We start from the raw sequence: 15,041 nt of genomic DNA, 5'->3' as shown, positions 1-15,041 counted from the left end.
TTTCGCTCAGCCCGCGCAAGCGGGCGACAGACCTTAGCCTCCGGCTTCAGCCGGGGGAAAGAGAGCATCCGCAAAAAGATATCGAGCCCGCTTCAGCGGGCGACAGAACGACCGGCGCTCTTCGGGGCGTTGAAACTCGCGAGGACGTTCATCTTTCGCTCAGCCCGCGCAAGCGGGCGACAGACCTTAGCCTCCGGCTTCAGCCGGGGGCCAAAAAGCACACGAAAAAATGTAGAGACCGCTTCAGCGGGCGACAGTATGCCGACTATTTCCGGCGTGATCGCTCGCGAAACATTCGGCTGGGTGGATTCTCGATCTCGCCAGCTCGCGGCTCGCCAGAGGCTCGCCCTCCCGCAAAACGCCCGCCTTCATCTTTTATCGAGCCCGCTTCAGCGCGCGACAGAGCCCTTCAACGTCTCCTGTTCCGCATTGGCGAGAATCCAGGTCATCGCGGCAACCGCGGCGGCGTTCACGGTGAGCTCCTGGCGATCGATCTTGTCGAGCGTATCCGCGGGGGTGTGATGGTAATCGAAATAAAGACGGCTGTCGGAGCGGAGCCCGAAGCCGACGACTCCGGCGCGCGACAACGGACTGGTGTCGGCTCCCACCGCCGGCGACGTCGTGAACGTTCGGATCCCGAGGCTCTCGAGCGGATCAAAAAGGCCGTCGAGAAGCGCCAGCTCCTCCTGGGTCAGCGTCGTCGCGAAGCCGATGGGAGACGTGGCCCCCGCATCCGATTCGAGCGTCGCGAAATGCCGATCCCGCTCGCCGTAGCGCGCGAAGTAATCCCGCGCTCCGCTCAGACCCATCTCCTCGTTCGTGAAGAGAACCAGCCGGATCGTCCGGGCCGGCCGCAGTCCCGATTCCGTGATCGCCTTCATCGCAGCCATCGTTCCCGCCACCCCGGCGCCGTTGTCGATCGCGCCAGTTCCGAGATCCCATGAATCGAGATGGCCGCCGATCAGCACGATCTCGTCCGGCCGCGTCGCACCGGGAATCTCGGCGATCACGTTTCCCGACTCCACCGGCTCGAGCATCCGAGTCTCCAGGATCAGATGCATGACGACCCGCTCACCCGTTTCGATCAACCGGTGAATCAGATCCGCGTCCTCTATGGTCACCGCGCCCGCCGGGATCTTCGGCGCTTCGTCGTCATAACGGAAGCCTCCCGTGTGCGGGGTACGCAACGAGGCCCCACCGACAGAGCGGACGACCGTCGCCACCGCTCCGTGCGCCGCCGCGCGACTCGGGCCGCGCGACCGCAGAGAAACGACCTCCGAGTACGCTTCGAACGACCTCCCCTCCCGCGCCTTCTCCCGATCGAACACGCCGTAGAAGAGGATGATCTTTCCCCGCGCCTCGTCCGCCCGCGCGTCAAGCTCTTCCAGAGACGACACCTTCATCACCTCGGCGCGAATTCCCCCCGCGGGGGTCGCAACGCTCGGCCCGAGCGCCGTCACCACGATCTTCTGGTTCCGGTGAGAAGGAAGCCAGGCTCGTTCCTCACCTCGTACCCAGTGCGGGACCATGACCGGGTCGACCCGGACTTCGAGACCCCACGACCTCAACTCTTCGGCTGTCCAGCGGATGGCTTCGGCCCCATTCTCCGAGCCGGCAAAGCGAGGTCCGATCTGGTCCGCGAGATGCGATACGACGCTCCAGGCGGTCTGGTTCGCCAGTTCGTAGTCGACGATTCGATCGAGACCCGCCGGCGGCGGCGTGACCGTTCTGATGCATCCGAAGAGCAGAAACGCCAGCGTCGAAGAGGCGACGATCGTCCGGTTTTTCATGCGCGGATGATATCCGAAGGTCCTCGGTCCGGACCGGCTCCGCCCGCGATCTGAGCTACTCGTGGACCGTGAAGGGAGCCTCGAGATTCCAGCTCTTTTTCGTGACCGAATCGAGCAACCGCGCCTTCAACAGATAGGACCCGGGCTTAAAGGCCCCGGCGGGGAACGAGCTCCCGACCATGTAGTGACCCTCTGTATCCCTCACCGGACTGACGGACGCCGGCATCGTCGGCGCGCTCATTCTGACCGGCTGCCCGGCAGTGGTCTCTCCCGTGACGTCCAGCTTGATCTGAAGATTGGGAGCTCCCTCGTCGGTCAGTCCGGGGTTCCGGACCGCGATGACATACCAGATGTCGTCGTTCGTCGAGAAGGAACGGTCCCCCTTCGGGACCACTTTGAGACCGCCGAACGCATACGGATCGGTCGGCGTCTGCGCTTCGCTCAGGGGATAGACGTTGTTGGAGAGGATGATCTCCGAAACGGAGGCCTGGTCCATCTCGGGCCCACGGATCTCCATCGGAGTTCGCTTCATCGCGACCGGTGATCCATCGACCGCAATGCCGAAGACCGAACTGTAAGTTCCCGGCTCCAGCATCAGGGATTTGTCGACGAACGCGTCGCCCCTCGATTCGATCAGCGACAGAGGCTCCTCGTAAACCGCGACGACTTCTCCCCCCTCGTTCTCGACCACTCCGAAGAAGGTCACATCCCCTTCCCGCGGAAGGTCCGACCCTTCCGGTATGTACAACTGAACGGGGATGTATACGGTGCCGGAGGGTGTGACGAACTGCCCCCAGGTGACGTGCAGATCCGTTGCTCCCGGATCATCGGCCGCCCGGAAGGTTTCCCATGCGGCGCGGATGGTTTCGCTCCGGAGCTCGGTGGCTCTCTCTTCGGTCACGACGACCTGATCGATGGTGACCGGGACCTCCTGAAGATTGGGTGAAACGAGAAACTGCTCGATCGCTGCATCGAGAATCGGAGCGACGTTTCTTCTCGGCGAGAGCTGCAGCTCGTAGCGACCGTCGCCGTACTCGTCGATGAATGCGACGTCGAACTCGTGGCTTCCCATCCATGGCTGAATCGACGCCCACTCGTAATGCCAGACGTCGGTCGGAGCGGCCTCACCGCGCGCGTTGGCGGCGGAACCGGCGAATCCGCTCTGGATCGTCGACTGAGTCGTCCCGCTTCGTGTCGCCCGGTCCGGGGCGCCCAGGAGAATCAGGACACGGCCACGATCGCTGAGAGCCCCGCGAACCCGGCCGGTGGTGAAGTTCTCGTCAGCCGCGGCAACCCTCCGCTCGAAGATGATGCGATTTTCATTGACGGACGTACCCGGACTCGGGTCGCGTTTCGCCCAGAAGAGAGCTTCGAAGCGTGCTGCCTCCTCGTCGGTCGAAAGCCGCGCCCACTCCCCCTTCTCCTTCTCCGTCATCAGATGCACGACCGGACCCTTCGCCCAGTCTCGCCACTTCTCCGAAAGGGCCGCCGACGCCGGAAGCGCAAGGACCACGGCGAGGGCTGCAGGAATCATTCGAGTGTATGAATGGTACATTTGAGCACCTCAACTGTTCATTTTTGTCGATATTTTGGCCAGACGCCGCTTCTCGACGGCTCGGCCCGGGCATCGTCACTTCTGGCAACTCGTCGACCCTCTCAACGAACGGATTGCCGTCGGTACTCCCGCGCGGCTCAGTCGTTATCGATCTGTGCGCGCTGGAGCGCTCCGGAGTAATCGACGTAAATCGACTTCCATTCGGTGAACACATCGACTCCTGCAACGCCAGCTTCGCGATGACCATTACCCGTTTGCTTGGTCCCTCCGAAGGGGAGATGCGTTTCGGCGCCGATCGTGGGCGCATTGACGTAGAAGATGCCGGTGTACATGTCGCGCATGGCGACGAAAGCCTTGTCGACGTCGCGCGTGTAGATCGACGACGAAAGGCCGAACTTCACGTCGTTTCCGATGTCGATGGCATCCTCGAGCGAGGAGCAACGAATGACGGCCGTGACCGGTCCGAAAATTTCTTCCTGTGCAATCCGCATGTTTCGATCGACGTCGGCAAAAATGGTCGGCTGATGGAAATGCCCTTTGGAGTAGTCGAATCCGCCGGACTCATTCGTGATGGAGGCACCGCCGCTGACGAGCGACGCCCCCTCCTCTTTGCCGATCTCGACGTATTTCTCGACGGTTCTGAGCTGGGAGGCCGAAACACTCGGTCCCATCTGGACGCTCTCGTCGAGCCCGTCGCCTACCTTGAGAGATTCGGCGCGGGAGCTGAGCTTTTCGACGAACTCGTCGTAGACCTTCTCGTGAACCACCAGTCTCGATGAGGCCGTGCATCGCTGTCCCGTGGTTCCGAATGCTCCCCAGAGCGCGCCATCGACCGCGAGATCGATGTCGGCGTCTTCGAGCACCATGATGACGTTTTTGCCACCCATCTCCAGATGGAGACGCTTGAACTGCGGTGCGCACGCGATCGCGATTTCCCGTCCGACGTCGGTCGATCCGGTGAACGAGACGACCTCGACCTCCTCGTGTTCGAGGATCGGGGATCCGACTTCCCGGCCGCCCCCCGTGACGACGTTGAAAACTCCCGGAGGCAAGCCAGCCTCTTCGAAGACCTCTCCGAGAATCACCACCATCAGGGGCGACAGCGATGCAGGCTTGATGACGACGGTGTTCCCGCAGATCAGTGCGATCATCGATTTCCACGCGGGAATCGCGATCGGGAAGTTCCACGGGGTAATCAGGCCCGCAACCCCGAGAGGCATGCGGACGCACATGTTGAACTTGTTCCGCATTTCGGACGGAGTGGTATAGCCGAAGAGCCGGCGGCCCTCGCCAGCCGCGAGAAACGCCATGTCGATCGCTTCCTGGACGTCACCCCGGGTCTCCGCCAGGACCTTCCCCATCTCCCGGGTCATTTCCCGAGCGATCTTCTCCTTGTCCCGGACCAGGATCTGGCCGGCGTGGTAGAGAAACTCCGCCCGTTTCGGAGCGGGGGTGAGACGCCATGCTTCGAAAGCTTTCCTGGCCGCTTCGACGGCGCGCTCCACATCCTCCGCGTTGGAATCCTGGAACGTGCCGATGAGCTCGTCCGTGTTGGCCGGATTGCGGTTCTCGAATTTGCGGCCGGTGGCCGAATCGACCCACTCGCCACCGATGAAGTTACCGTACTCTTTCGGCTTTCGAAGTCCTTCTCGGGGTGATTGAGCCCTGGTTGCTGTCTGTGTCATCTGATCTCCTGAATCAGGACGTCTGAGGTCCATTTTTTGACGTGGTCGACATCGTCATCGACCCGTTGAACTCGGCACCGTCCGCCACGGCAATGCGAGGCGACGTCATCGTTCCATCGACGGAAGAACCGGGATGGAGCTCGATCATTTCTTTTGCACGAAGGTCGCCTTCGATGTGGCCATAGACCACGATGCTCCGCGCGGCGACGTCCCCCTTGATCCGGCCGCCCGCCGCCACGCGGAGAGACGACTGGATGTCGAGCTCCCCTTCGACGGCTCCTTCGATGGCGATGTCGTCGGTCCCTTCGATGCGACCGATGATCCGCACCCCTGATCCGATGACGGCTCTCATTCCCGATGCGGGAGGTGTTTTTTCATTCGAAGACACGGGTTGTCCTGTTTCGCTGTCCTTGGTGAAAAGTGCCATTGAGGCTCCGATGACGATGAGCAGGCCTGATTCCGGCTGCTAGTCTCCTGATGAACGGTGGAGCGGGCAACGGGACTTGAACCCGCGACCACAAGCTTGGGAAGCTAGTGCTCTACCAGCTGAGCTATGCCCGCTCACGTCTCAGAGTCTACATTCAAACCGGGCGGTCGTCACTTCCTCCGAATCGCAAGGCGCGGCTCCCCGGTTTCGGCCATCAGCTGATCCCGATGATCGCGTTTGTCGCTTCGATCGGCCTTCGATTTGCTGCGGATGCGCATCCGCTGGTACACCTGGGTCGACAGAACGGAAGCATGTCCGAGGATCTCCTTGACCTCGTTGACGTCCCGCCCTCCAGCCACCAGCATCGCAGCCGTCGTGTGCCGGATCGAATGCGGGGTGACATTCCGCTTGATCCCCGCGAGCTTCGCGTACTTCTTGAAGATATTCTCGATCGAGTAGATCGTGAGCCGGGTATCGAGTCGTCCGATGAACAGCGCCGCGGTCTCGGCCGTCCGCTCTTGGCGAAGCGCCAGATATCTGGCGATTGCATCCCGCACGATCCCGGACGTCACCAGTACCTCTCGAGGGCGCTCGCCGCGGCCGATGATCGAGATCATGCCCGCCTCCGAGTCGACGTCGTCGACATTGATCTCGACGAGCTCGCCGATCCGTATACCGGTCGCGAACAGCATCTCGAGAATCACGTCGTCCCGCACCGCGCAGAAATACCGATTCGAGCTCCCCCGCGAGCGGTCCTTGTCCGGCTCGAGCCGGGCGATCTCCGCTTTCGGCGCCATCAGAAGCGCGCGCATCTCCTCGCCCGTCATGACACGGGGCTGCGATTTCTCCACCGGCTTCCGGATCGTCAGCATCTTCGCAGGAGAATGCTCGACGTAGCCGGTGGCCTCGAGATATCGGAAGAAGACCTTGATCGCGGCGATTTTCCGCCGGATCGAAGTGCCCTTGTAATCGCCGGTCGTGGTCAATCCTTCGACGTACTCGTCGAGAATCTCCGGCGTGATCTCGCCGATCTCCTGACTCGCGATGTGGTTGTGAAACTGGAGAAGGTCCGACTCGTACGCCTTCAGCGTTCTCGAGGCGAGATTCCGCTCCGATTCGCCATGGTCGAGAAATGACCTGATCTGATTTTCCATCAACTGCATGACCAACCCCCAGCCGGAGCGCACGAACACCACACTCCGAAACTGTTTCGTTGCAAGATAATAATAAAAATTCAGTCCGCACGCAAACTCATGCATGAATCCTGAAAGGAGGAGACCGCGTGAAGGGACAGAAACTCTTCGTGAGACGGGCGGCCCCCGACGATCTCACCAACGTCCTGAACATCGACCGGGATTCCTGTGACGGCTCCCTGCTCGACGGGGCGCGCCTCGGATTCGTCTCGAAGCTCGCCGGAACCGTGGTCGGCGCCGCCTGGGAAGCCCCCGTTTCGAAGCCGGAACACATCGTGCTCAGAACCATCCTGGTCGATCGTTCCGTCCGCAGATTGAACATCGGCCGCACGATGCTGAGGGAAATCGAGAGGATCATCGCCGAATCGGGAGCGCTGCGACTGTCGATCGAGCCGAACCTCCCGAAGGACTTTCTCCTCCGTTCCGGCTTTGACGCCCTCGAAGATCGTTACCAGAAGGAGCTCTGACATGAAGCAATTGCTGCTCGCCATGCTCGTCGTCATCTGTCCCGCCTGTCGAGGCACGACCGTCTCGACTCCGGCCGAGACGGCTGAGCCGGAGGCTCGTGAGCAGCCGGAGGCGCCAGCCCCGGTTCGTCAGATATCCCAGGAGGAGACGGGGCTGCTGGAGCAGCTCGACTCCGAGGATCCGGAGCTCTCGAAGCGTGCCCGTGCCCGGCTCGGACTTCTCTACGAAGAACAGGAGCGCTGGGAGGACGCCGCCTCCATGTTGAGCCGGAGCGCGGAAGAGTACGAACGGCTTCGACCCTTTCTGCTCCTCCACCTCGCCGACGTCCTCGGCCGGCTCGACCGCAACGACGAAGCGATCGCGGCTCTGGAGCGCGTCGCCAGCGAGTACAAGGGAATCGCCGCTGCCCGAAGCGCCCGCCTGCGCCTTCCGGCCTTCTATGCAAGGGCGGGAATGAATGACAAAGCGCTGGAAGCGAGCGAGCAGCTGATGACCATCCGACTCGACGAATTCACCGAAGCGGAAGTCATCCGCTCGGCGGATGCACTCGCCCGCGCGGGCCTCTACCAGCGAGCCCAGCAGATCCGGGAGCGGATCCTGGTCGACCACACCCGCGGTCGCTACACCGAGAAGCTCTACGATCAGCTGGTCGAGCAGCCAGGCGATGCCTCCCCTCTGAATCGGCTCGACTTCGACCAATCCGTGGCGCTGGCCGAGCGGCTTCAACGCGCGAACCGTCTCCCCGAGGCGCTCGACTTCATCAGCCGGATACGAAAGCGATTCCCCGACCGCGCCCGGGCAACCGAGCTCGTCTGGGTCGAAGCCCAGGCGATGTTCCGTTCGCGCGAATACACCGCTCTGCAGAACATTCGGATCGGCGAGGGGCAGCCGCGCCACATCGCGCTCGAGCGCCTCCAGGGTCATGCTCTCTGGCGTCTCGACCGCAACTCCGAGTTCGTGGCGAAGATGAATCACATCCTGAGCGAACACCCCGGCTCCAGCGAGGTTCCCCCCGCCCAGGTACTGCTCGGCAAATACTGGCTCACCAACGGAAACGACCCGGAGAAAGCGGCTGAATATCTTCGCGCCGCCATCGACGGCGGAAACCCGGGCCCTTCGGGTGAAAATCTCTGGACTCTCACCTGGATCCACATCACGGCCGGGGAGTTTCAGAAGGCTCTCGAGGTCATGAGCTCCTACCTCGAACGATATCCGACCGACAGTTATGCGACGAACTCTCTCTTCTGGTCCGCCAAGCTCCATCAGAAGCTCGGCCACGAAGAACAGGCCCGGGAATCCTTCGACCGCCTGATCCGGACCTTCCCCTACAGCTACTACGCATACCGCGCGCGCGAGATCCTCGATCTCCCGCCGCCCGGCTCTGAGATCCGCTCCGGCTACTCCTTTCCGGAGTTCACGATCGCGGAGATATTCGGCTCGAATCCGCAGCTTCAGATGGTCCGTGAGCTCGAATCGATCGGACTCGTGGACGAAGCGACACGCCAGTACCGCGATGCGGTCGGGGCGAACCCCGACGACAAGATTCTCGCGTACGGTCTGGCGGACCGCTACGAGAGGGGCGGCGAGCCCCTGCAGGCGATCATCATCCTCAACCGGACCTTCGGAGATCTGATCAAGCACGGCGGAACGAATATCCCGAAACGATTCTGGGAAATCCTCTACCCGCTCCATTACTGGGACGAGATCCAGACCGCGGCGGAATCGCAGGACATCGATCCATATCTCATGGCGGCGATCATCCGGCAGGAGAGCGGATGGGATCCGTCGATCGTCTCGAACGCGGGTGCGGCCGGGCTGATGCAGATCATGCCGGCCGAGCTGAGCTCGCTCTCGAGAGAAGCAGGCTTCGACAGACCCCTCACTCGCGACGACCTGTTCGACCCTCTGATCAACCTTCGCGTCGGTGCGGCCGAGATTGCCGAAAAGCGCGAGGCAATGAATGGCAACATGATGCTGGCGATCGCCTCGTACAATGCGGGGCAGAGCGCCGTTGCGGCATGGTTGCGACAGATTCCTGCCGACGACATCGATTTCTTCATAGATTCGATCCGCTACAACGAAACACGACGCTACGTGATGGCAGTTACGAGGAACCAGTACGAGTACAAGCGAATCTACGGTGACAGTCAGCCCTGACGAGCCGGCCGGCAGGACCGCGATCGGTGAGGAGACGATCGCGCGACTCCGGGATCGTCTCGAATCGAGCTCGATTCTCGACCGGATCCTCGAGCGTGAGCGCGTCGAGATCACCGGTCTCCCTCTCGAGGCTCGCGGTTTCTTCGCCGCCACTCTCCAGCGCCGCCTCGGCTCGAGGGTAGTTCTTCTCAGCGGCGGGGATGCATCGGGTGAAGCACTCACGTCGGCTACACGGTTGTTTCATCCCCGGCCGGACCGAGTCGCCGTCTACCCGACCCCCTCCCTCTCTCCCTATCAGAATGTCTCCCCGTCGCTCTCGGTCCTGCGCGAGGAGCTGGCGACCCTGACCCGGCTGGCCGGCGATTCAATCGAGATTCTCGTCCTGCCGGCCCGTGCGCTGCTCCGCCGCCTGCCGGATCTCGAATGGTTTCGATCGCGAATCATCGAGCTCTCGAGCAGCGACGAGATCGAGCCCCATGCCCTGCTCGGCAGGCTGATCGAAGAGGGGTACCACCGAACCGATCTCGTGAACGAGCCGGGAGATCTCGCGTGGCGCGGAGGGATTTTCGACGTTTTTCCACCCAACCTCGACCACCCCGTCCGCATCGAGCTGTTCGGAGACTCGATCGACTCGATCCGAAGCTTTGATCCCGACACGCAGCGTTCTTCGGGCGACCTCGAGGTCGTTTCCGTCACTCCGATGACGCCCTTTCCCGACACCGAAGAAGGGAGGCGGAGGGTCGCATCGCGAATGTCGGAAGACTTCAATGATGCATCGCTCCACAGGAGCCTGTCCGAAAAGATCGACAGACTGTTGAGCGGAAGCGCGTACCCTGGCTTCGAGCATGATCTGGCGCTCGGGTGGAAAACGCAGGGCTTCGGCGATTACCTCGGAAACGGCTGGATCACGATCGTTTCGGAGCCATCGGAGATCCGCTCCGGGCTCGAAAAATACGAAGCCCTCCTGACTTCCGAGTGGGAGCACGCCCGCGAACGGGGTCTCGCAGTCTACCCGCCGGAGATCATGCTCATCCGCCCCTCTGCGGCGTATGCCCGGCTCGACGACGCCGGGATCAGCTTCGCATCGGTGCATGTCGAAGGGGAGAGCAGCCGCGAAGAAATTCGGATCGACGCCTCGCCGATGCAATCGTTTGCTTCACGGCTGACCGAGCTCGGAGCCGCGATCGAAGAGTGGAGCAGCGACGGCTTCCTGACCGGCATCGTTCACGGCACACGCGGCGGACTCGAGAATACGGAGCGCCTTCTCGGTGAGCTCGCGGCACCGGTCGATTCGGTCGAGCTGATCCTGACGGATTCGCCGCTGGAGCGGGGATTCATGCTTCGCGACGCTTCGATGGCGGTCGTCTCCGAATGGGATCTCTACGACAAGCCGCCTGAAGGAGGACGCACCCAGCGAAAGAGCCGCGCTTTCGCCAGCGACCTGCGGGATCTGCAGGCGGGCGACTTCGTCGTCCACATCGATCACGGTGTGGCCCGGTTCGGCGGTCTCGACCGCGTCCCGTTCGGAGATGGCGACCGGGAAGTGATGGTTCTCGAGTACGGCAGCGGCGGCCGGCTTCTCGTTCCGATGGAGAGCCTCGATCTGGTGCAGAAGTACAGCGCCGGCGGCGAGGTTCCTCCGAAGCTCGACAAGCTCGGCGGTACGGCATGGGCGCGCACGAAAGCATCCGTCCGGAAGGCGATGCGCGACATGACCGAGGAGCTGCTCCAGCTCTACGCGAGAAGGAGCATCGCCGAAGGGCATGCATTCAGCCCCGACAGCCCCTGGCAGCTCGAATTCGAGAGCGCGTTCGAGTTCGACGAGACCCCCGACCAGAGCCTCGCGATCGAGGACATCAAACGCGACATGGAGTCCCGGCGCCCGATGGACCGGCTTCTCTGCGGCGACGTGGGATATGGCAAAACCGAGGTCGCGATGAGGGCCGCGTTCAAGGCCGTCATGGACGGAAAACAGGTGGCGATCCTCGCGCCGACGACCGTGCTCGCGTACCAGCACTACCGCACATTCCTCAGACGATTCGCCTCCTTTCCCGTCTTCATCGAGCTCACCTCACGCCTGCGATCCAACAAAAGACAGAAAGAGATCGCGGAGAAAACCGCATCGGGCGAGATCGACATCCTGATCGGTACCCACCGCCTCCTCTCGCGACAGATCGAGTTCCGGGACCTCGGCCTCCTCATCGTCGACGAGGAGCAACGGTTCGGCGTGGCGCAGAAGGAACGGCTGAAAAAGCTCAAATCCTCAATCGACGTGCTGGCGATGTCGGCTACGCCGATTCCTCGCACGCTCAACATGTCGTTCAGCTCCCTTCGGGACATCTCGCTGATCGAAACTCCTCCGAAGGACCGGCTCGCGATCCAGACCGCCGTCGCCGCCTTCGATGAGGATTTCATCCGGGAGGCGATCCAGGCCGAGATCGAGCGTGGCGGTCAGGTCTTCTTCGTTCACAACCGCGTCGACTCGATCGACGCGATGAAGGACTATCTCGAGCGCGCCGTGCCGGGCGTGCGGATCGCGGTGGGCCACGGCCAGATGAATGAGCGCCTGCTGGAAGACACGATGATGTCGTTCATCCAGGGCAATTACGACGTCCTTCTCGCGACCACCATCATCGAGAACGGGATCGACATCCCGGCTGCGAATACGATGCTGATCAACCACGCCGAGAGATTCGGTCTCGCGCAGCTCTACCAGCTGCGCGGACGCGTCGGGCGAAGCGATCGCCTCGCCTACTGCTACCTCCTCGTCCCCTCCCAGCGGGTGCTGTCGGAAGATGCGACCCGACGTCTCGCCGCCATTCAGGAGTTCTCCGCTCTCGGTGCCGGATTTCGCATCGCCGCTCGCGATCTCGAGATCCGCGGAGCAGGCAATCTTCTCGGAGGGGAACAATCCGGCCACATCGCCTCGATCGGTTTCGAGATGTACGTCAGGCTCCTCGAAGAGACCGTTGCGGAGCTCAAAGGCGAGCCGCTTCCGGAAGCATTCTCCACCAGAATCGATCTCGGGCTCGACATCTACATCCCCGAGAAATACATCGACGACGAGAATCTGCGTATGACCTTCTACAAGCGAATCGCGTCGGCCTCCGACGAGCGAACCCTCGAGGCGCTGTCACAGGAGGTCACCGACCGGTTCGGTCCGGAGCCTCGCAGCGTCCGGTCCCTCTTTGACTACGTCCGCCTTCGAAACCTTGCGAAAACCGCGGGCGTCACCTCGATACTCAGAAGCGGAGACGGCGTCGCGATCCGATTCGTCCCCGAGGCCAAGATCGACCCGCAGAAGCTCTTTGACATAGTCCAGCAGAATGAGGCTGCCTCTTTCTCCCCGGCAGGAATCTTCAGAATCCAGCCAAAAGCCTCGGGGGTGGAGCTCGTCGGGGAGATTCACGAAATCCTCCGGTCGATTCTCGGTTAAAGTCTTCCAACGTCATGAGCTTCCGCCGCCTCTCATCGAGCCCCTCGACGCCGGCTCTCCTCGTCCTCGCCCTGATCGCGGCAATCGGTGCGACCTCCTGTCAGAAGGAAGAGACTCCGGAGGGCTCGATCGCCAGAGTCGGCAATCGCTACATCACCTACTACGAGTTCGAGCACTATCTCGCGCGAATGATCGGCGAGGACGTCGGCCGCATCGAGCCTGAAGCCTCGAGCGCGATGCTGGATCAGATGCTCGAGACTGCGCTGCTCTCTCAGGTGGCGGCTTCCAGAGGGCTCGCCGTCAACGATGAGCGGGTGGAGGCGGCAGTGCTCGACGATCCCGGCAGCTCGAAAACGGAGAAGCGGGACGAACTGCTTCGCGAGGCTCTGATCGACGAGCTCTCCGCGGGAGTCCCTCACCCGTCCGACGAGGAGATCCAACAATACCACCGCGACCACATCGCGGAGTTCACGTCGGGGGAACGGGCTCATGTTCGCCAGATTCTGCTTCGTGACGAAGAGGAAGCGAGACGGATCCGAGCCGAGATTGCTCGCGGGAAGCCCTTCGAGGACGCCGCTCGCGAGCACAGCATCGCCCACACCGCGGAGCGCGGTGGAGACATCGGGACGGTGAGCCGCGGCGACCTCCCCCGAACGCTCGAATCGGCCGTCTTCGATCTCTCGCCAGGAGAAGTCAGCCAGGTCATCGAGACTTCGGGAACGTTTCACATTTTCAAGATGATCGAGAAGTTTCCGGCCGGGGTTCTCGATGTCGAAAAGACTCGGCCGTTGATCGTCTCGCGGACACGGGGCGAGGCGCTCAGCCGCCTGCTGGCAGAAACGACCAATGATGCGAAGCGTTCGATCCGCGTGGTCGTCTACCCGAACCGGCTCGATTTCGACTACACCGGCAGCTTCCCGGTCGATCGATCCGAATAAAACCATCCGGCGCGCCGTTGCTCGTCCCCAGCGAAACCGATTGGTCCGTCCAATCGTCTTCTGAAGCGAGGCCCAGATGAACATTCGAGCAAAAGCCATCCTCCTGCTGCTCTTCGCAGCCTTCCCGCTCTCCGCCGCGGAAATCGTCGAAGGAATCGTCGCCCGCGTCGGGGACCGCATCATCACGAGATCCCAGTACCAGGCTCGCTACGAAAATGCACGACGGGAGATCGAGGCGATCTTCACGGGATCCGAGCGGGAGCAGCGGCTCGAGACGATGAAAGAGAATCTGCTCGACGAGATGATCGGCGAGTTGCTCGTCCGCGATCGGGCAGATCAGCTCGAGCTCACCGTGACCGATGCCGAGGTTCAGGAGGCCATCGATCGTCTCAAACAACAGTACGGCATCGAGAGCGACGAGCAGTTCGAAGAATCTCTTCGCCAGTCGGGACTGACCCGGGCCCAGATGGAGAGGCGCCTCCGCGAAACGCTTCTGGGAAACAAGCTGTTCGGCATGGAGCTCCGCTCCCGCGCCCAGCTCTCCGATCGCGACCTCAAAGCTCGCTACGAGCGCGACAAGGAGCAATACCGCCTGCCGGAGCGCGCACGACTCAGGGAAATCGTGGTCCTGGTTCCGGAGGGTGCAACCCCCGATGATCGCGCCACGCTCGCCGCTCGGGCCGAAGAAGCGTTCGTTCGAGCCGCGGGCGGTGAGGACTTTTCCGCGTTGGTCGAAGAGTACTCCGACTCTCCGAGCAAGGCGTCCGGAGGCGATCTCGGCATCGTCGGACGGAATGAGCTGAATCCCGCACTCGATTCCGGCGTTTTTCGCTCCGACGCAGGAGCGATCGTCGGGCCGATCGAGACGCGCTTCGGCTACCACATCCTCTTCGTCGAGGAGCGCCTCGCTTCCGAGATCCCCTCATTCGACCAGATCAAGGAGCGGTTGCGCGCAGAAGAGAGCGACGCTTCCTTTCAGCGAGACCTCGAGAACTACCTCGCACAGCTCCGGGAAAAGACTCTGGTCGTCGTCAACGCCGGCCTTCTTCCGTAAAGAACCGTGGAGGGAGAGCGTCCCGGGGGCCCGAGCAACCGGTTGATCGTATCCAGCTGTGTAAAGGTACATGCTTTCCACCCTGTCGGGCAGCGGTAGAACGCCGCTGTGAAGTCGCACGAAACCATCCTCTATCAGCCGGCTTTCGATCTTCCGCTGAACAAACCTTCTGCCATCTCGTGACGGTGCGGCTCGGCAGGAGCCTCGCCCTCCCGGTGATGGGGACAATCCTCGCAAGAGTGTTTGGTTTCTCGTTCTCGCGACACTCAAACACTCGTCATCCTGAGCCGCCATCGGACGGCGAAGGATCTGGAGGCAGGCTCGTGAAAAAAAGTGAC

The 15,041-nt window shown here is 62.1% G+C and carries 10 protein-coding genes and 1 tRNA gene; 5 read left to right on the top strand and 6 right to left on the bottom strand.

The window, feature by feature from the left end:
* Window positions 1-389: 389 nt before the first annotated feature.
* The 6 genes from KY459_05255 to KY459_05230 all read right to left on the bottom strand — a co-directional run bounded on the left by KY459_05255 (window position 390) and on the right by KY459_05230 (window position 6,620).
* Entirely contained in the window at window positions 390-1,790 is a 1,401-nt protein-coding gene (locus tag KY459_05255; protein ID MBW3564110.1) for a M20/M25/M40 family metallo-hydrolase, read from the bottom strand.
* Between the two features lie 55 nt (window positions 1,791-1,845).
* Complete coding sequence (locus KY459_05250; GenBank protein ID MBW3564109.1) at window positions 1,846-3,345, bottom strand: GWxTD domain-containing protein; 1,500 nt, start codon at window positions 3,343-3,345, stop codon at window positions 1,846-1,848.
* 137 nt (window positions 3,346-3,482) lie between these two features.
* Window positions 3,483-5,030: an aldehyde dehydrogenase family protein gene (locus KY459_05245; GenBank protein ID MBW3564108.1), complete on the bottom strand. Its 1,548-nt coding sequence runs from the start codon at window positions 5,028-5,030 to the stop codon at window positions 3,483-3,485.
* Window positions 5,031-5,043: 13 nt separating this feature from the next.
* Complete coding sequence (locus tag KY459_05240) at window positions 5,044-5,382, bottom strand: polymer-forming cytoskeletal protein (protein MBW3564107.1); 339 nt, start codon at window positions 5,380-5,382, stop codon at window positions 5,044-5,046.
* A 133-nt stretch (window positions 5,383-5,515) separates the two neighbouring features.
* Window positions 5,516-5,591 (bottom strand) — tRNA-Gly (locus tag KY459_05235).
* A 36-nt stretch (window positions 5,592-5,627) separates the two neighbouring features.
* On the bottom strand, window positions 5,628-6,620 hold the full coding sequence (locus KY459_05230) for a tyrosine-type recombinase/integrase (GenBank protein MBW3564106.1): 993 nt from the start codon (window positions 6,618-6,620) through the stop codon (window positions 5,628-5,630).
* Between the two features lie 119 nt (window positions 6,621-6,739).
* Between KY459_05230 and KY459_05225 the strand changes: the two genes are divergently transcribed.
* The 5 genes from KY459_05225 (at window position 6,740) to KY459_05205 (ending at window position 14,703) form a co-directional block, all read left to right on the top strand.
* Window positions 6,740-7,117, top strand: a complete 378-nt coding sequence (locus KY459_05225) for a GNAT family N-acetyltransferase (GenBank protein MBW3564105.1) — start codon at window positions 6,740-6,742, stop codon at window positions 7,115-7,117.
* Window position 7,118: 1 nt separating this feature from the next.
* Window positions 7,119-9,275: a transglycosylase SLT domain-containing protein gene (locus KY459_05220; GenBank protein MBW3564104.1), complete on the top strand. Its 2,157-nt coding sequence runs from the start codon at window positions 7,119-7,121 to the stop codon at window positions 9,273-9,275.
* Window positions 9,259-12,711, top strand: coding sequence for a transcription-repair coupling factor (mfd, locus tag KY459_05215; GenBank protein MBW3564103.1), 3,453 nt, complete (start codon window positions 9,259-9,261; stop codon window positions 12,709-12,711). Before KY459_05220 ends, mfd begins: the two co-directional genes overlap by 17 nt.
* Window positions 12,712-12,725: 14 nt before the next feature.
* Window positions 12,726-13,649, top strand: coding sequence for a peptidyl-prolyl cis-trans isomerase (locus tag KY459_05210; protein MBW3564102.1), 924 nt, complete (start codon window positions 12,726-12,728; stop codon window positions 13,647-13,649).
* 76 nt (window positions 13,650-13,725) lie between these two features.
* Window positions 13,726-14,703: a SurA N-terminal domain-containing protein gene (locus KY459_05205; protein MBW3564101.1), complete on the top strand. Its 978-nt coding sequence runs from the start codon at window positions 13,726-13,728 to the stop codon at window positions 14,701-14,703.
* Window positions 14,704-15,041: the final 338 nt, after the last annotated feature.

This window comes from Acidobacteriota bacterium, from assembly GCA_019347945.1.
In the GTDB taxonomy this organism is placed as follows: domain Bacteria; phylum Acidobacteriota; class Thermoanaerobaculia; order Gp7-AA8; family JAHWKK01; genus JAHWKK01.
This window is presented reverse-complemented; position numbering and strand designations above follow the sequence as displayed.

Bases quoted from the DNA above. Each gene is read 5' to 3' on its own strand.
- KY459_05220 (MBW3564104.1), top strand. From the start codon at position 7,119: ATGAAGCAATTGCTGCTCGCCATGCTCGTCGTCATCTGTCCCGCCTGT.
- KY459_05240 (MBW3564107.1), bottom strand. From the start codon at position 5,382: ATGAGAGCCGTCATCGGATCAGGGGTGCGGATCATCGGTCGCATCGAA.
- KY459_05245 (MBW3564108.1), bottom strand. From the start codon at position 5,030: ATGACACAGACAGCAACCAGGGCTCAATCACCCCGAGAAGGACTTCGA.
- KY459_05210 (MBW3564102.1), top strand. From the start codon at position 12,726: ATGAGCTTCCGCCGCCTCTCATCGAGCCCCTCGACGCCGGCTCTCCTC.
- KY459_05230 (MBW3564106.1), bottom strand. From the start codon at position 6,620: ATGCAGTTGATGGAAAATCAGATCAGGTCATTTCTCGACCATGGCGAA.
- KY459_05250 (MBW3564109.1), bottom strand. From the start codon at position 3,345: ATGTACCATTCATACACTCGAATGATTCCTGCAGCCCTCGCCGTGGTC.
- KY459_05205 (MBW3564101.1), top strand. From the start codon at position 13,726: ATGAACATTCGAGCAAAAGCCATCCTCCTGCTGCTCTTCGCAGCCTTC.
- KY459_05255 (MBW3564110.1), bottom strand. From the start codon at position 1,790: ATGAAAAACCGGACGATCGTCGCCTCTTCGACGCTGGCGTTTCTGCTC.